This is a genomic window from Microbacterium sp. MPR-TSA4, assembly GCF_058792815.1.
Window position 1 is genome coordinate 1 of sequence record NZ_JBXAFF010000036.1, and the last position, 15,385, is coordinate 15,385.

At 72.6% G+C, this 15,385-nt stretch carries 13 protein-coding genes, 1 tRNA gene and 1 pseudogene; 7 read left to right on the forward strand and 8 right to left on the reverse strand.

Features of this window, described 5'->3' with window-relative positions; translation table 11 throughout:
* Window positions 1–28 precede the first annotated feature (28 nt).
* The 3 genes from AC1Q49_RS12760 to AC1Q49_RS12770 all read right to left on the reverse strand — a co-directional run bounded on the left by AC1Q49_RS12760 (window position 29) and on the right by AC1Q49_RS12770 (window position 3,613).
* Window positions 29–871: an LmeA family phospholipid-binding protein gene (locus AC1Q49_RS12760; RefSeq protein WP_492492562.1), complete on the reverse strand. Its 843-nt coding sequence runs from the start codon at window positions 869–871 to the stop codon at window positions 29–31.
* Window position 872: 1 nt separating this feature from the next.
* On the reverse strand, window positions 873–2,540 hold the full coding sequence (locus tag AC1Q49_RS12765) for an arginine--tRNA ligase (protein ID WP_492492564.1): 1,668 nt from the start codon (window positions 2,538–2,540) through the stop codon (window positions 873–875).
* A 227-nt stretch (window positions 2,541–2,767) separates the two neighbouring features.
* The gene (locus tag AC1Q49_RS12770) at window positions 2,768–3,613 is read right to left on the reverse strand and encodes a transglutaminase-like domain-containing protein (RefSeq protein ID WP_492492566.1); all 846 of its coding nucleotides are present in this window, start codon (window positions 3,611–3,613) and stop codon (window positions 2,768–2,770) included.
* A 114-nt stretch (window positions 3,614–3,727) separates the two neighbouring features.
* On the opposite strand from AC1Q49_RS12770, the gene AC1Q49_RS12775 reads away from it, so the two are divergent.
* The 3 genes from AC1Q49_RS12775 (at window position 3,728) to AC1Q49_RS12785 (ending at window position 5,193) form a co-directional block, all read left to right on the forward strand.
* Complete coding sequence (locus AC1Q49_RS12775) at window positions 3,728–4,495, forward strand: SGNH/GDSL hydrolase family protein (protein WP_492492568.1); 768 nt, start codon at window positions 3,728–3,730, stop codon at window positions 4,493–4,495.
* Window positions 4,496–4,511: 16 nt separating this feature from the next.
* Window positions 4,512–4,584, forward strand: a tRNA-Arg gene (locus AC1Q49_RS12780).
* Window positions 4,585–4,692: 108 nt separating this feature from the next.
* Entirely contained in the window at window positions 4,693–5,193 is a 501-nt protein-coding gene (locus tag AC1Q49_RS12785) for a hypothetical protein (RefSeq protein ID WP_492492570.1), read from the forward strand.
* A 26-nt stretch (window positions 5,194–5,219) separates the two neighbouring features.
* Here the strand turns inward: AC1Q49_RS12785 and AC1Q49_RS12790 are convergent, their stop codons facing one another.
* A complete protein-coding gene (locus AC1Q49_RS12790) occupies window positions 5,220–5,615 on the reverse strand; it encodes a rhodanese-like domain-containing protein (protein ID WP_492492572.1) in 396 nt (131 codons plus the stop codon).
* Window positions 5,616–5,853: 238 nt separating this feature from the next.
* Between AC1Q49_RS12790 and AC1Q49_RS12795 the strand changes: the two genes are divergently transcribed.
* The 4 genes and pseudogenes from AC1Q49_RS12795 to AC1Q49_RS12810 all read left to right on the forward strand — a co-directional run.
* Window positions 5,854–6,891, forward strand: coding sequence for an amino acid ABC transporter permease (locus tag AC1Q49_RS12795; protein ID WP_492492574.1), 1,038 nt, complete (start codon window positions 5,854–5,856; stop codon window positions 6,889–6,891).
* On the forward strand, window positions 6,888–7,661 hold the full coding sequence (locus tag AC1Q49_RS12800) for an amino acid ABC transporter ATP-binding protein (RefSeq protein ID WP_061782543.1): 774 nt from the start codon (window positions 6,888–6,890) through the stop codon (window positions 7,659–7,661). The genes AC1Q49_RS12795 and AC1Q49_RS12800 overlap by 4 nt, the downstream gene beginning before the upstream one ends.
* Window positions 7,662–7,708: 47 nt before the next feature.
* Window positions 7,709–8,710, forward strand: coding sequence for an ABC transporter substrate-binding protein (locus AC1Q49_RS12805; protein WP_492492576.1), 1,002 nt, complete (start codon window positions 7,709–7,711; stop codon window positions 8,708–8,710).
* Between the two features lie 68 nt (window positions 8,711–8,778).
* A pseudogene (locus AC1Q49_RS12810) lies at window positions 8,779–9,288 on the forward strand (GNAT family N-acetyltransferase); the annotation flags it as partial.
* A gap of 644 nt (window positions 9,289–9,932) precedes the next feature.
* Here the strand turns inward: AC1Q49_RS12810 and AC1Q49_RS12815 are convergent.
* From AC1Q49_RS12815 to AC1Q49_RS12830, 4 genes are read right to left on the reverse strand one after another with little or no spacing between them, the layout of a single operon-like run.
* Window positions 9,933–10,790: a DUF1684 domain-containing protein gene (locus tag AC1Q49_RS12815; protein WP_492492578.1), complete on the reverse strand. Its 858-nt coding sequence runs from the start codon at window positions 10,788–10,790 to the stop codon at window positions 9,933–9,935.
* A gap of 35 nt (window positions 10,791–10,825) precedes the next feature.
* A complete protein-coding gene (locus AC1Q49_RS12820) occupies window positions 10,826–12,751 on the reverse strand; it encodes an FAD/NAD(P)-binding protein (RefSeq protein WP_492492580.1) in 1,926 nt (641 codons plus the stop codon).
* Window positions 12,748–14,109 (reverse strand): NtaA/DmoA family FMN-dependent monooxygenase, encoded by a 1,362-nt coding sequence (locus AC1Q49_RS12825; RefSeq protein WP_101306649.1) that lies wholly within the window; start codon window positions 14,107–14,109, stop codon window positions 12,748–12,750. Before AC1Q49_RS12825 ends, AC1Q49_RS12820 begins: the two co-directional genes overlap by 4 nt.
* Window positions 14,106–15,311, reverse strand: a complete 1,206-nt coding sequence (locus AC1Q49_RS12830) for an LLM class flavin-dependent oxidoreductase (RefSeq protein ID WP_101307259.1) — start codon at window positions 15,309–15,311, stop codon at window positions 14,106–14,108. Before AC1Q49_RS12830 ends, AC1Q49_RS12825 begins: the two co-directional genes overlap by 4 nt.
* Window positions 15,312–15,385 lie beyond the last annotated feature (74 nt).

Below are 15,385 nucleotides of genomic sequence, written 5' to 3' on the forward strand. Positions count from 1 at the left end.
CCGCGAGACCCCCCGGGCCCGCCCCGCCTCAGCTGCACGTGCCCTTCTGCTGCAGGGCGGTGTCGACGGTGATCCGCGGATCGACCGCGATGTCCGCGACCACCTGCGATCCGTCGACGCGCACCGCGGACAGCGTGAGCCCGGCGGGCAGGTACTGCTTGACGCACACGTCCCAGTCGCGCACCACGGTGCGCGCGACCGCGCCGAACTGGTCGATCAGCACGTCGGCCGACACCTCGGCGCCCGACACCCGCAGCGTGCGCGGCGTGAGCACCAGGTCGCCGTCCGACGCCGAGGGGGCGAGGCTCACCCCGACCGGCACCGACAGGGCGAACAGCCTCAGCTCCGTCGACATCACGATGTCCGGCGCCTCGAGCGTGACGGCATCCGCCGGGAAGCCCTCGACGGTGCCGAGCAGCGCCCGCACCTGGGCCTCGTCCAGACGCACGGTCGCCGACGCGCTCTGCAGCGGCTGGTCGCCGCCGACGGGCACACCCGCGGCGTGCACCTCGACGTCGCCCGTGAGCTGCCCGAGCGGAACGTCCGCGGCGGACACGGTGACCTCGTCGAGACGGCCCGCGACCAGCTGCGGCAGCATCTGACCGGGGACGGCGACGTCGATCTGCTGATCGGCGGGGAGGTCGAGCCGCGACACGACCTGCTCGCGGATCGTCCGCTCCACGACACCGCGGGCGATGTACTCCCCCGCGAACCACGCGCCGACGGCGAGCGCCGCGACCGCGAGCACGGCGATCAGCCACGGCCAGCGGCGGCTGCGACGTCGTCGCGGTGCGGATGCCGCGGCATCCGTCGACAGCACCCACTGCGCCGTCGGGTCGGGAAGCGGCTGGGTGGGGTGCTGGTCGCTCACGTCACATCCGCTCGGGCGCGCTCACACCGAGGAGTCCGAGTCCGTTGCGCAGCACCTGACCGGTCGCGTCGTTGAGCCAGAGCCGCGTGCGGTGCAGGTCGGTGACCGGCTCGTCGCCCAGCGGCGTCACCCGGCAGGTGTCGTACCAGCGGTGGTACAGGCTCGCGAGCTCCTCGAGGTAGCGCGCGACACGGTGCGGCTCGCGCACCTCGGCGGCGTAGGCCACGATGCGCGGGAACTCCTGCAGGGCGCCGAGCAGGGCCGACTCGCTCTCGTGGTCCAGCAGCTCAGGCACGAACGCGCTGCGGTCGACGCCGGAGTCCGCCGCGTTGCGCGCGACGTTGTGCGTGCGGGCATGCGCGTACTGCACGTAGAAGACGGGGTTGTCGTTCGTGCGCTTCGTGAGGATCTCGGGGTCGAGGGTCAGCGGCGAATCGGCGGGGTACCGCGCGAGCGAGTAGCGCAGCGCATCGGTGCCGAGCCAGTCGCGCAGGTCGTCGAGCTCGATGATGTTGCCGGCGCGCTTGGACAGCCGCGCGCCGTTGACCGAGACGAGCTGGCCGATCAGCACCTCGATGTCCTTCTCGGGGTCGTCGCCCGCCGCGCCCGCGAGCGCCTTGAGGCGGTGGACGTAGCCGTGGTGGTCGGCACCGAGGAGGTAGATCTTGTGCGCGAAGCCGCGGTCGCTCTTGCTGAGGTAGTAGGCGGCGTCGGCGGCGAAGTAGGTGTACTCGCCGTTGGAGCGACGGATCACGCGATCCTTGTCGTCACCGAAGTCGGTTGTGCGCACCCACACGGCGTCGTCCTGGTCGAACACGTGCCCCTGGGCGCGCAGGCGGTCGACGGCCTCGTCGACGAGGCTCGGCTCGCCGTTCGGGCCGTGGGCGTGGAGCGTGCGCTCGCTGAAGAACACGTCGAAGTGGACGTTGAACTTCTCCAGCGACGCCTGCAGGTCGGCCAGCTGCAGGGCGTACGCCCGATCGCGCGCCTCGACCACCTGGTCCTCCGCCGGCAGGTCGAGGATGCCCGGGAGCTCGGCGAGGACGCGACGGGCGAGGTCGTCGATGTAGGAGCCCGGATAGCCGTCCTCGGGGGTCGGCTCGCCCTTGATGGCGGCGAGCACGGAACGGCCGAAGCGGTCCATCTGCGCGCCCGCGTCGTTGATGTAGAACTCGCGCACGAGCGTCGCACCGCTGGCCAGGAGCACCCGCGCGATCGCGTCGCCCAGGGCCGCCCACCGGGTGTGGCCGATGTGCATCGGGCCGGTCGGGTTCGCGCTCACGAACTCCAGGTTGATGCTCTGCCCGCGCTGGGTCTCGTTGGTGCCGTAGGCCGCGCCGGCCTCGACGATCGTCCGGGCCAGGGCACCGGCGGCGCCCGCCTCGAGACGGATGTTGATGAAGCCGGGACCGGCGACCTCGACGCTCGCGACGCCGTCGGTGGCGGCGAGCGCGTCGGCGATCTCCTGCGCGAACTCGCGCGGGTTCGCCCCGACCGCCTTGCCGAGCTTCAGCGCGGCGTTGGACGCCCAGTCGCCGTGGTCGCGGTTGCGCGGCCGCTCCAGCGGCAGGTCGGCCGCGGTCAGACCGGCGCTCGCACCGGGGCGTCGCGCCTCGGCGAGCGGGGCGATGACGGCGAGGAGGGCGGCGGAGAGGGCGTCGGGGTTCATAGCCCGTCAAGTCTACGGGCGCGTGCCGCCCGCAACCTGCGTGCGCGGCTCGGCATCCGTCGTGAGGTGCGGGGTCTTGCGGGCCCTCCCCGTGCGCGGGCGCCGGCACGACTCCACCTGAGACGTCTGCGAAGCCACGAAAGCTGCGGACAGCAGACGCACAGGCGGAGTTGCGCAGGCACGTCAAGCCTCACGGCCGCGGTGGCGGCCCGGCTGGCGCGGCCCGGTCAGGCGAGCTGGACGAGCTCGGCGAAGTCGTCGAGAGCGGGGTCGGATGCCGCGGCCGCGGCATCCTGTGCCGCGACGTCGGACGCGTCGTCCGGCAGGACGCACGCGTCGACGCGCATCCGCTGCAGGCCGACGTAGCCGCCGTGGTAGCTGAGGAACGCGCAGTCGGCGGCGTCGCGGCCGGTCGCGATGCGCACCAGCGAGCGGCGGTTCGCGAGCCGGGTGGCGTCGATGACGTACCAGCTGCCGTCGAGGTAGGCCTCGGCGATGGCGTGGAAGTCCATCGGGCGAAGCCCCGGCGCGAAGCACGCGGCGTAGCGGGCCGGCATGTCCATGGCCCGCAGCAGGGCGATGACGACATGCGCGTAGTCGCGGCAGACGCCCTGGCCGGTCATCAGCGTGGTGACGGCCGAGTCGGTGCCCTGGCTGAGCCCCGGCGTGTAGGTCGTGCTGGAGGCGACGAACTCACTGACGGCCGCGATGAGGTCGAGGCCCTGCAGCCCCCGGAACTGACGCCGCGCCTGCGAGAAGACCTCGTCGGACTGGCAGTAGCGGCTGGGGCGCAGGTAGGTGATGGCTTCCAGGTCGCTCGTCGCGCGCTGGGCGACGTGGCCCTCGATGAGCGCCTCGTAGCGCACCTCGAGACGTCCCGACTCGCCCAGAAGGCGGTGCAGCCGGCTCCCGGACTGGTCGATGATCTCCGTCGGGGTGTACACGCGATCGCCCTGCGTGAAGGTCAACTCCTCGCGCAGGACCGGGGCCGGCTGGGCCGCCGCGATCTGGAAGATGAGGTCGACGGAGGCCCCGAGATCGAGGTCCAGTTCGGCGGTCACGAGGCGTTGCACCGCAGTATCCTCGCACGCCGCGGAGGCGGTCGCGCACACGGATGTCGGGACCCTCTCGCGCGGGTCCCCGACGGCCGATTCCGGTTTGTGCCGGCCGTGACCTACTCTCGTCGCATGTCCGCCGCCCGCCGCCCGCGTCGCCGCCTTCCGGCGGGCGCACGGGCGACGCTCGCGACGCTCGTCGCGGTCGCCTGCGGCGTGGGCGTCTGGCAGCTCGCGATGCGCATCGCCGACCCGGCACCGGCCGCGGTCACGGCCGCCGGCAGCGACGCCGTGGCGGTGGCACCGGCATCCCTCGTGCTGCCGGATCACCCCACGGTGCTGGTGTTCGGCGACTCCTGGACCTACGGCTCGGCAGCCGCATCGCCGGCCCTCGGCTACGCCGCCGTGGTCGGCGATCTCGCCGGCTGGACGACGGTGGTCGACGGCGTGCGCGGCTCCGGGTATCTCACACCCGGAATCGACGGGCCCGACTACGCCACGCGGATCGCGGCGCTCGACCCGCGGCTCGATCCGGACCTCGTGATCGTGCAGGGCTCGATCAACGATCGACGCGAGCCGGCGGCGGGCTATCGGCAGGCGGTGGATGCCGCGTGGGACGCCCTGGCCGAGCGGCTCCCGCGCGCGCAGGTGGTCATCCTCGGGCCGGCGCCGCAGGTGCTGCCCGTCGAAGCGGCGACGGCGCGGATCGACGCGGATCTCGCCGCCGCGGCCGCTGCGCGCGGCTGGTGGTACATCTCCCCCGTCCGGGAGCGGTGGATCACGCCGGCGAACTACGCGCAGGTGATCGACGCCGGTGCCGGGCGCCAGCACCCTTCGACCGCCGGGCACCGCTACCTCGCGGAGCGGCTCGCGGCGGCGGTCGCGGCGCTGCAGCGGTGATACCCTCGATCGGTACGCCTCCGTAGCTCAGGGGATAGAGCGTTGGTTTCCGGTACCAAAGGTCGCAGGTTCGATTCCTGTCGGGGGCACTCCTTGTTCCGCACGTCGTCGCGACGCGTCCGCGTCACGCGTCGTCATGCGCCGTCACACGCGCTCATCCCGCGGCACGGGGACACCCCTTCTCCTCCCGTCGAGACATGACCCGCACGACGCTGCTGGAGGAGGAGGCCGTCGCCTTCGCCCGCGATCTCATCCGCATCGACACCGTCGACACGGGTGTCGCCGATCTCGTCCTCGCGTTCCTCGCCGACGAGGAGAGCGGTGGCGTGTGGGGCGCGGGATGGCTCGTGGAGCACCGTCCGGACCTCTTCGGCGCGGCACGGGGGCTCACCTTCTCCCCCGAGACGCGCGACGACGACCTCGACGCCCTCGGCTTCGTCGGAGCGCTGATCGAGACCCTGCAGGCGGCGATGGCGGCGGAGGACGAGCAGGGCATCGTCGTCCCGTACCTGCTCCCGGCCTCCACCGACAACGAGCACTTCACACGCCTCGGCATCCACGGCTACGGGTTCATCCCGCTCCGCGTGCCGCGGGGCTTCGACGTCTTCGGCCAGTTCCACGCGGCGGACGAGCGCATCCCTCTCGCGGCGCTGCACTTCAGCGCGCGCACGACGGCTCGCATCCTGCAGCACGCCTAGCGGGCAGGATGCGGGCCGTCGGGGACTCAGTCCTCGGACGGGAGCTCGGCCGCCGGTGCCCCCGCGTCGCGCCAGGCGGGGAAGCCGCCGTCGACGTGCGCGACGTTGGTGAAACCGCTCTCGCGCAGCTTCTGCGCCACCGGTCCCGAGCCGCGGATGGATCCGCAGACGATGACGATGTCCTGATCCCACTCGGTGATCTCGGCGAGCTTCTCCGGAGAGTCGAGGAGGAACTGCGCGTCGATGCGATCGCGGTCACCGCGGATCGCCCCGGGGATCACCCCGTCTTTGGCGCGACCGGCGTCGCTGCGCACGTCGACCACGACGGCGCCGGCCGCGAACCGGTCGGCGGCCTCTTCCGGGCTGATCAGCGGGGCCTCGACGGCGGGGGTGGATGCGGGTGCGACGTGGTCGTGGGTCACGGATGTCTCCTCGTGGGTCGGGATCGGAAGGGGGTGGTCCGCATGCGTCCGACGATAGGTGCGCCCCCGCGCAGCGACGGCCGATGCGTCGCCGGATTGCTCTGTGTGACGCCACGCTACGGATGATCACGGGCCGTGACGAACGGTGTTTGCCGTGCGCCCGTGCCGCTCTCTACCGTCAGGCAACCGGCTCGTCCCCGATGAGCCTTCCCGAGAGAACGGCCCGAAAGAGGCTTCCATGACCGACACCCTGGCCCGCGCCACCGGCGCGTCCACGACCGCCCCCGAATCGCCGCCCGACGGCGACCGGTGGGACCTCGGCACCATCCGCGTCGTCCGCACGAAACACTGGTTCCGCTGGGCGCTCGCGGCCGTCGTGATCTTCGTCCTCGCGCAGTTCGCGTGGTCGCTCGTGACCAACGAGAACTACGAGTGGGACGTGTTCGCGCGCTACTTCGTCTCCGAGCCGGTCCTGCGCGGACTCGGCCTGACGCTGCTGTACACGGCGGTCTCGGCCGTGATCGGCTTCCTCCTCGGGACGCTGATCGCCCTGGCCCGCCTCGCGAAGTCGCCGCTGCTGAACAGCGCCGCCTGGCTGTACATCTGGTTCTTCCGCTCGGTGCCGCTCGTCGTGCAGCTGGTGGTCTGGTACAACCTCGGCTACCTCTACCCCACCCTCGGCCTCGGAACGCCGTTCACGACGGACTTCTGGATCGTCGAGTTCCCCACCGTCCAGCTGATCTCGGCGTTCGCGGCCGGCGTGCTCGGTCTCTCCCTCCACCAGGCCGCGTACTCGGCGGAGATCATCCGCGGTGGACTGCTGTCGGTGGACCAGGGCCAGCTGGAGGCCGCCGCCTCGCTCGGCATCCCGCCCCGCCGCCGCCTCACCCGCATCGTGCTCCCGCAGGCCATGCGCTCGATCGTGCCCAACGCGACCAACGAGGTCATCGGTCTCGTCAAGGGGACGTCGGTGCTCTTCGTCATCGCCATCCCCGAGCTTTTCTACGCGGTGCAGGTCATCTACAACCGCAACAGCCGCGTCATCCCGCTGCTGCTGGTCGCGGTGGTCTGGTACACGATCGTCACGACGATCCTGAGCATCGCGCAGTACTACATCGAGCGCCACTACGCCCGCGGAACCGTGCGCGTGCTCCCGCCCACACCGGTACAGAAGGCGCGCGCGTGGATCGCCGCGCAGTGGGCGCGCCTGGCCGACGAGAACCCGACAGCGGCGCGACCGGTGCCGCACGACGAGAAGGTCGCAGGACGGTCATGAGCGCGACGACGGGACTCGTGGAGATCCACGACGTGCACAAGAGCTACGGCGGCATCGAGGTGCTCCGCGGCATCCATCTGACGATCGCCCCCGGCGAGGTCGTGGCGATCCTCGGCGCCAGCGGCTCGGGCAAGTCGACCCTGCTGCGCACCATCAACCACCTCGAGACGGTGGATGCCGGCTCGGTCACGGTCGACGGCGAGTTCATCGGCTACGAGAAGCGCGGCGGCGTCCTCCACGAGCTGCGCGAGCGCGACGTGCTCGCGCGACGCACGCAGATCGGCATCGTCTTCCAGAACTTCAACCTCTTCCCGCACCTGACCGCCCTGGAGAACGTCACGGAGGCGCCGATCGCCCTCGGGCGACACTCCAAGGAGGATGCCCGCGAGCTCGGGCTGGGGCTGCTGGACCGCGTGGGCCTCGCGGACAAGGCCGACCGCTACCCGCGCCAGCTCTCCGGCGGTCAGCAGCAGCGGGTGGCGATCGCCCGCGCGCTGGCCCTCGCACCGAAGGTGATCCTGTTCGACGAGCCGACGAGCGCCCTCGATCCGGAACTGGTCGGCGAGGTGCTCGACGTCATCCGCGACCTCGCGCAGCTCGGCACCACGCTGGTCATCGTCACCCATGAGGTCGGCTTCGCACGCGAGGTCGCCGACCGCGTCGTCTTCCTCGACGGCGGTCGCATCATCGAGCAGGGTCCGCCCTCCGAGGTCCTCGTGCGTCCGCAGCACCCCCGCGTGCAGGAGTTCCTCGCCAAGGTCCTCTCCTGACAACCCCACCGCAGATCACACCCGACACAGAAAGCAGAACACAGCACATGGCCATCAGCAAGAAGCAGGGCATCGCCCTCGGCATCGCGGTCGTCGCCGTCGCCGCGATCGTCGGCGGCATCATCACGGCGGTCAGCCTCAACGGCTCGGCGACCGCCGCCGAGCCCGGCCCGACCGAGACCAGCGCGAACGTGTCCACCTCCGACATCCACTGGGTCCACCTGGACTCGTCCGTCCCCGCCGCCGTCGAGGCGCTCAAGAAGAGCGGCTTCACCCCGATCGAGCCCGGGAAGCTCACCGTCGCGATCGGCGCCTTCGTCCCGCCGCTGAGCTACCAGCCGGAGGGCACCTCGGCCGCGACGGACGTCGCGGGCACCGAGCCGAACATCGGCTCACTCATCGCCGAGGCGCTGGGGCTGGAGTACAACCCCGTCGTGGTCGCCTGGGCCGACTGGCCGCTCGGCATCCAGTCGGGCAAGTACGACCTCATCGCGTCGAACGTCACGGTGACCGAGGAGCGCAAGGAGCTGTACGACTTCGCGAGCTACCGCGTCGACCAGCTCGGCTTCTACGTCAAGTCCGACAGCGCGATCACCTCCATCGCGGGCTCCGACGACATCTCGGGGCTGAAGATCATCGTGGGCTCGGGCACGAACCAGGAGAAGGTGCTGCTCGCCTGGAACGCGGAGCTCGAGAAGAAGGGCAAGGCGCCCGCCGAGCTCGTCTACTACGACGACAACGCGGCCGCGACGCTCGCGATCCAGTCGGGTCGCGCCGACGCCACCTTCGGCCCCAACGCGACCTCCGCCTGGGCCGCGCGCGAGACCGGAGACACCAAGCTCGTCGGGCTGGTGTCGGGCGGCTGGCCGCTGACGGCCAACATCGCGGCGGCGACGAAGAAGGGCAACGGCCTCATCGAGCCGGTCCAGATCGCCCTCAACGCCATCATCGACGGCGGCCAGTACGACGAGCTCCTGAAGACCTGGGGTCTGGAGGGCGAGCGGGTCGACAAGAGCGAGGTCAACCCGCAGGGTCTGCCGAAGTCCTGAGTCCGCGTTCTCCCACCGGCCGGTCCCGTCCGCGGGACCGGCCGGTATCCTCGTCCTCTGGAGATCCGATGCCCCCTTCCTCCCCCGTCCCCGCTCCCGCCGCGCCCGCGCGAGCGGCCCACGACCCGGCGTCACCGGCCGACGCCGTCACGATCCGCCTCGTGCGCACCGAGGAGTACGCGCGCGCCGGCGAGGTGACCGCCGCCGCGTACCTCGCCAGCTACGGCGCGCTGTCCGACGGCTATCTCGCCTCCCTGCGCGACGTCGCCGCCCGCGTGCGCGCGGGCGACGTGTGGGTGGCCGTCGACGACAAGGGAGAGATCGTCGGCACCGTGTGGGTGTCGCGGCCGAACCGGGCCCTCAACCCCGACATCGGACGGCCGGGCGAGACCGACTTCCGCCAGCTCGCGGTCGCCCCGTCGGCGCGCGGCCGCGGCATCGGCGCCGCGCTGACGCGCCATGTCATCGCGCTGGCCCGCGAGCGCGGCTCGCACCGCGTCGTCATGAACTCGGGTCCGGAGATGACCGGGGCCCACGCGCTGTACGCGAAGCTGGGGTTCCGTCGGCTGCCCGACCGGGAGCAGGCACGCGAGCTCGAGCCGGGCCGCATCGTCACGCTCCTCGCCTTCGGCTACGACCTGGCTCCCGCACCCGCGCCCCCTGCCGAGCGCGCCCCCGACGAGGGCGGGCGACTGCTCGAAGTCCCCTGGGCCGATCCCCGCGCCGCCGCGCTCCGCGAGCTCATGGATGCCGAGGTCGGCCCCCGCTACGCCGACCGCTTCCGCGACGGCGACCCGGCCGTCGCCGAAAGGGCGTTCGCCGTCGACCCCGCGACGATCGTCGCCACCCTGATCGCCCTCGACGAGGACGGCACCCCGGTCGGGCACGCCGCGCTGCGCGATCTCGCCCACGACGGCATCCGCGACCTCGAGATCAAGCGCTTCTTCGTGCACCCCCGCGCGCGGGCGTGGCGTGAGCCGGGCTCTGCTCGCGGAGTTGGAGCGCATCGCACAGCACCGCGGCGCGCGCCGGCTCATCCTGCAGACCGGGGACCGGCAGCACGACGCCGTGGCGCTCTACGAGAAGGCGGGCTACACCCCCATCGGGATCTACGAGCCCTACACGCCGTTCGCCTTCTCGCACTGCTTCGCGAAAGAGATCCCGGCGCGGGAGGTCCCGGCGCGGGAGGTCCCAGCGAGCGGGCCCGGCGAGCGCTGACCGCTCAGGCCGGCACCGGCGCCGTCTCGCCGTGCACGCGCGAGACGGGGGTCTTCTCGCCCGCCTCGACCGCGATCGGCAGCCGGTTCTCGCTCGGCGGCAACGGGCACGTCGCGAAGTCGGTGTACGCGCACGGCAGGTTCGTCGCGCGGGTGAAGTCGATCGCCGTCCAGCCGTCCGCATCGGGGGCGTCCACCGCGACCGAGCGGTTCGCCGCGTAGGTCGTGCGCCCGCTCGTCTCATCGGTGAACAGCACGAGGAGGCCGCCGCCGTGACCGGGGAAGGCGGTGAGCGCGAGCGTCTCCCCCTCCCAGGCGAACTCGAGGCGGCCGGGCGCGTCGTAGACGTGGGTGAGACCGTCGACGGCCGAGCCCACCTCGGTCGGGCGTGGGGTCTCGAACGGCACGAAGCGGGCGGGCACGCGCCACCGCGCGTCCGGGAGGTAGGCGGGCGTCCCCGGATACGCGGCCAGGAACGGGTGGTCGGCGCGCCGGGGACGCACGATCGTGTGGCCCCCGCGGCGGGCGAGCTCGATCGCGCCCTCGACGTCACCGTCGGCGAAGCCCAGGAGCACGGAGGCGCGCTCGGGCAGCGTCCCGAAGACGTGGCGCCCGCCGATGGCGACGCCGTCCAGGGTCAGGGTCTCGCCCGCGGCCAGGTCGACGACGGCGCCGTCCACTCCGATGCTCCACGCCCCCGGCGCGCCCTCCAGGCGCACCGGGTCGGCCGAGAGCCAGGCCAGCCCGGTGATCGCGTGGAAGCCCAGCGGACTGTTGCGTCGCTCCTCGTGCGCGAGATGCCACGTCTCCCACTCGTGGGCGAACCGCGCCCGGTCGACGTCCGCGGTGATCGTGCTGGTCATGTTCTCTCCTCGTGGGGATGGGGGTGGGGTGGGTCTCAGGCGGGGACAGCGGCGGCCTCCCGCGGGCCTCCGCGCGATCCGGCGAGGCGAGCGAGCAGCGCCCCGGCGACACGATCGGTCTGCCGGAACGACAGCGCGTCGCTGCGCGGGCGGGTGAACGCGCCGCCCTCGGGATGCGAGGTGAACGGGCCGATCGCGAACAGGGCGTCGTGGACCGCGCCGTCGGAACGACGCACCCGACCGTCCGCGTCGACGACGACGCGCCCGATGGTGAGCGTGCGCTCGCCGTCGGCGACCCGCAGGACGGTGCCGTGCACGGTGGCCAGCTGGCGCAGAGCGGCGCTGTCGCTGGTGGCCGCGTCGCTCGGCGGAAGCCAGGCGTCGACGAGGGTCCGCGCCCGCGTCGCACCCGGCCGAGACGGGCTGGATGCCGCGAACGACGCCCCGGAGGGGCCGCCCGCATCGATCGCGATCTCGAGGTCGGGGCCGAGGAAGCGGACGATGCCGGCGTCGGCGAGCGCGAGCAGCTCCTCGAGACGGTGCGCGGGCGGGCCGCTCGCGACGTAGCTGAAGAAGGTGTGCCAGCGCACGGGCAGCAGGTCGGCGCGCGAGCGGGCGTTCCACCGTTCCGCGGGGATCTCGCTGAGCGCCAGGAAGGAGAGCAGGATCGCGAAGAAGAGCCCCTGCGCGGGGCTGCGCTCGGGCGCGGTGCGCAGGTGGAGGTCGCCGCGGATGTGGGCGACGACCGCATCGTGCGCGTCGTCGCCGTCGCGGAAGACCGCGCCCGCGAAAGGGCGATCGAGGGCGGCGATGTCGAGCCGGTCCAGCGGGTCGGTGACGAGCGCGGCCAGCGCCGCGTGCAGCGCGGGGTCGTCCCAGGCGTGCGTCGACAGCAGCGCCCGCGCCTGCTCCCACGTGCCCGCGACCCGGTCGGGGTACCCCGTGAACAGCTCGCGATAGTGACCGTGGAGGAGCTCGCGGGCGATCAGCGGCCAGGCGTCGCGCTCGAAGTCGAGGAGGCGCCCGTCGTCGCCGGATGCCGCGAGGGCCGCGATCGCGGTCGGTGTGAGCACCTCGCGGCGGGGAGCCTCGCCCCGCAGCTGCGACGAGACCTTGGACCGGTAGGGGACGCCCCGTCGGGAGCCGAGATGCAGTCGGGGCTCGCGGCCGGAGGGGACGTAGCGCAGACCGTCCGCCGCGCGCTCGAACCGCCCCCCGCGCCCCTGCGTCAGCAGGACGACGAGATCGACCGCGGCGAGCCCGAGCCCCCGCACGATGACGTCGGCGGCCGCGGGGACCCCGTCGAGGTCGAGGTCTGCGGTGAACGCCGGCGGGATGTAGTCCAGGCCCGCACGTCGCGCGGCATCCACGAGGACCGCGGTCGGGCTGCCCGCGGCGGGGGCCGAGGCGACGTGGCCGATCGCGTAGACCACGGCATCCGTGGGCAGTGTCCCGCCCGAGGCGAGGGCGACCTCCCACTCCGCGCCGACGGCACGCACCTCGGTCACCTCGTCGACGTGCGTGCGGATGACGACGCCCTCGGGCGCCGCCGCGATCACCCGGCGCGCGAACCACTCCAGGTAGAAGCTCTGCAGCCGCCGGGTGGGGAACGCGTCGCCGGTCAGGGCCCGGGCCTCGGCGGCCACGACCTCGTCGTCGATCTCGACGTCGGCGAGGAGACCCTCCCGCCAGGACTGCGCCCACTCGATCAGCGAGGGCCCCGCGACGACCGGCCCCTCGATGGAACAGGTCTCGTCGGTGAACACCGTGACGTCCTGTGCCATCGAGTTGAGCTTCAGCAGCGGCGACTGCGCGCGCCTCCAGATGCGCCCCGCCCCGAGCGGATGGGGGTCGACGAGATCGATCCTCAGATCGGAGGCGGCGTCGGCGCGCGCGACGATCCGCTCCAGCAGCATGATCGCCCGGGGACCGCCCCCGACGATGACCAGGCGCGAGGTCATCGAACGGCGACGCTCGCGTCGAGGGGACGCACGGCGGGAAGCCCCAACAGGTCGCGGAGGGTCGCGCCGTCCTCGTACGCCTGACGGTACGAGCCGCGCTCCTGCAGCAGGGGCACGACCCGGTCGGCGAACTCGTCGAGACCGTGAGGGGTGAGGTGTCCGACGATCGTGAAGCCGTCGGTCGCGCGCCCCTGCACGTAGCGGTCGATCTCGGCGGCGATGTGCGCCGGCGTCCCGACGAAGGTGTGCCGCGCGGTGAGGCGGATGACGACCTCGCGGATGCTGAGGTTCTCGCTCTCGCTGAGCTCGCGCAGCGAGGCGATGCGCCGCCGAACGGCGGCGTGACGGTTCGCCCACCCGTGGTCCGACTCGGCGCCCGTGTCCGGGTCGATCTCGGGGAGCGGACCGTCCGGGTCGTAGCCGCTGAGGTCGCGCCCCCACACCTGTTCGACGTAGGTCAGGGCGACCTCGGGGCGCACCTGCTGGCGGGCGATCTCCCGCGAGCGCTCCTCGGCCTCCTCGGCGGTGTCGCCGATCACGAAGCTGGCGGCGGGGAGGATCTTCAGCGACTCCTCGTCGCGGCCCCCGGCGGCCAGGCGGCCCTTGACGTCGTCGTAGAAGGTCCGCGCGTCGTCGAACTCGGTGTGCAACGAGAAGATCACCTCGGCGTGGGCGGCCCCGAAGTCGCGGCCGTCGGCGGAGTCGCCCGCCTGCACGATCACCGGCCGCCCCTGCGGAGAGCGCGGCACGTCGAAGACCGCGTCGACGTCGAACTGGGCGCCGCTGTGACGCACCCGCGCGGGTGCGCCCGCACGCAGGTACTCCCCCGCGGCGGCATCCGCGACGACGTCGCCCTCCGCCCACGAGTCCCAGAGCTTCTTCGCGAGCTCCGCGAACTCGGCGGCGCGCGTGTAGCGATCGGCGTGGTCGAGGAAGCCGCCGCGGCGGAAGTTCGCGCCGTGGAACGCATCCGAGCTCGTCACGGCGTTCCACCCGGCGCGTCCGGCGGAGAGCCAGTCGAGGGTGGCGAGCTCCCGCGCCAGCTCGTACGGCTCGTTGAACGTGGTGTTGAGCGTGCCGACCAGCCCGACGTGATCCGTGACGGCGGCGAGCGCCGCGAGCACCGACAGGGTGTTGGGCCGTCCGACGACGTCGCGTCCGTGGATGCGACCGCGATGCTCGCGCAGGCGCAGCCCCTCCGCGAGGAAGACGTAGTCGAACAGCCCCTTCTCGGCCGTGCGACCGAAGTACTCGAAGGAGGAGAAGTCGATCTGGCTGCCCGAATGCGGGTCGTTCCACACCGTCGTGTTGTTGACGCCCGGGAAGTGGGCGGCGAGATGGATCTGACGACGGCTCATGCGAAGGCCTTCTCTCGGGTGGGGGTGGTGGTCGGTCGTGCCAGACCGAGACGGCCGCGCAGGCTGACGCGGTCGTCGCGGACGAGGCCGCCGAACGCGTCGAGCAACGGGACCACGCGCTCCGCGACGGCGACGACGTCGCGCGGCTGACGAGCGGGTCGCAGGCGCACGCCGTCGACGCCGGTCGCCGCCAGCGCGCGGATCTCGTCCACGACCTCGAGCGGGGTGCCGATGACGATGCGCGCATCGGAGGCGAACGCGGAGCCGGCGAGATCGTCCAGACGCGCGGCGGCGGCGCGCGCCGCGGCCGGGGTCTCCTCGATCAGCACGACCAGATCGGCGAACACCCGGAGGCGCTCCCGTCCGCGTCGGTGCGCGGCGACGGCCTGATCGAGCTCGGCCAGGATCCCCGTGGCCGACGCCTCGTCGTGCGGTGTGACGAAGACGACGTCGGCCTGCTCGGCGGCCAGTCGGAACGGCACCGTCTGGTGCGCGAGCACCGTGATCAGCGGACGCCCCTGCGGCGAGCGCGGCACGATCGACGCCCCCTCGACGGAGAAGAACTCGCCCTCGAACCGCGCGGGGTGCACACGATCGGGGTCGAGGAAGAGGCCCGCGGCCGTGTCGCGGACGATGGCGTCGTCGTCCCACGAGTCCCACAGTCGTGTCAGCACCTCGGCGAACTCGCCCGCCTCGCGGAAGGCGGCCACCAGCTCGGGCGCGTCCTCGACCCGTCCGGATGCCGGGAGCCGTCCCGGCCCGTCCGGACGACGTCCGAAGTTCGCGCGCTCGGCGGGCGACGCGCCCGCGACGAGGCGGACGCCCGCGCGGCCACGGCTCGCGAAATCCAGCGTCTGGATGCCGGTGGCGACGTGGAACGGCTCGGGGTGGGCGGTCGTGACCGTCGGCACGAGCCCGATCCGCTGCGTGAGCGGAGCGACGTACGACGCGACGAGGACGGCGTCGAGGCGGCCGCGGACCCGATCCGATGCCGGGTGCTGCGCGTCCTCGAAGCGGTCGGTGAAGCTGAGGGCGTCCTCGATCGTGGCGAGCACGAGACCCGCGCGGTCGGCGCTCGCCACGAGGCGCCGCCAGTAGTGCGGGCTCTGCAGGTCGTGTGGGGCGGCGGAGGCGTCGCGCCAGGCGGCGGGATGCCACCCGGCCCGGTCGAGGGCGAGGGCGAGATGAACCGGGGCTGTCATGTCGGCCACTGTGCGTCGGCCCCGCACGATCTCTCAACCGGCGACGACACAGGACGACGCACCTCGACACGCGG

Excerpts from the sequence above, each read along its gene's own strand:
- AC1Q49_RS12785 (WP_492492570.1), top strand. The coding sequence starts at position 4,693 with ATGACCCGCACGACGCTGCTGGAGGAGGAGGCCGTCGCCTTCGCCCGC.
- AC1Q49_RS12820 (WP_492492580.1), bottom strand. The coding sequence starts at position 12,751 with ATGACCTCGCGCCTGGTCATCGTCGGGGGCGGTCCCCGGGCGATCATG.
- AC1Q49_RS12795 (WP_492492574.1), top strand. The coding sequence starts at position 5,854 with ATGACCGACACCCTGGCCCGCGCCACCGGCGCGTCCACGACCGCCCCC.
- AC1Q49_RS12830 (WP_101307259.1), bottom strand. The coding sequence starts at position 15,311 with ATGACAGCCCCGGTTCATCTCGCCCTCGCCCTCGACCGGGCCGGGTGG.
- AC1Q49_RS12825 (WP_101306649.1), bottom strand. The coding sequence starts at position 14,109 with ATGAGCCGTCGTCAGATCCATCTCGCCGCCCACTTCCCGGGCGTCAAC.
- AC1Q49_RS12765 (WP_492492564.1), bottom strand. The coding sequence starts at position 2,540 with ATGAACCCCGACGCCCTCTCCGCCGCCCTCCTCGCCGTCATCGCCCCG.
- AC1Q49_RS12800 (WP_061782543.1), top strand. The coding sequence starts at position 6,888 with ATGAGCGCGACGACGGGACTCGTGGAGATCCACGACGTGCACAAGAGC.
- AC1Q49_RS12805 (WP_492492576.1), top strand. The coding sequence starts at position 7,709 with ATGGCCATCAGCAAGAAGCAGGGCATCGCCCTCGGCATCGCGGTCGTC.
- AC1Q49_RS12815 (WP_492492578.1), bottom strand. The coding sequence starts at position 10,790 with ATGACCAGCACGATCACCGCGGACGTCGACCGGGCGCGGTTCGCCCAC.
- AC1Q49_RS12775 (WP_492492568.1), top strand. The coding sequence starts at position 3,728 with ATGTCCGCCGCCCGCCGCCCGCGTCGCCGCCTTCCGGCGGGCGCACGG.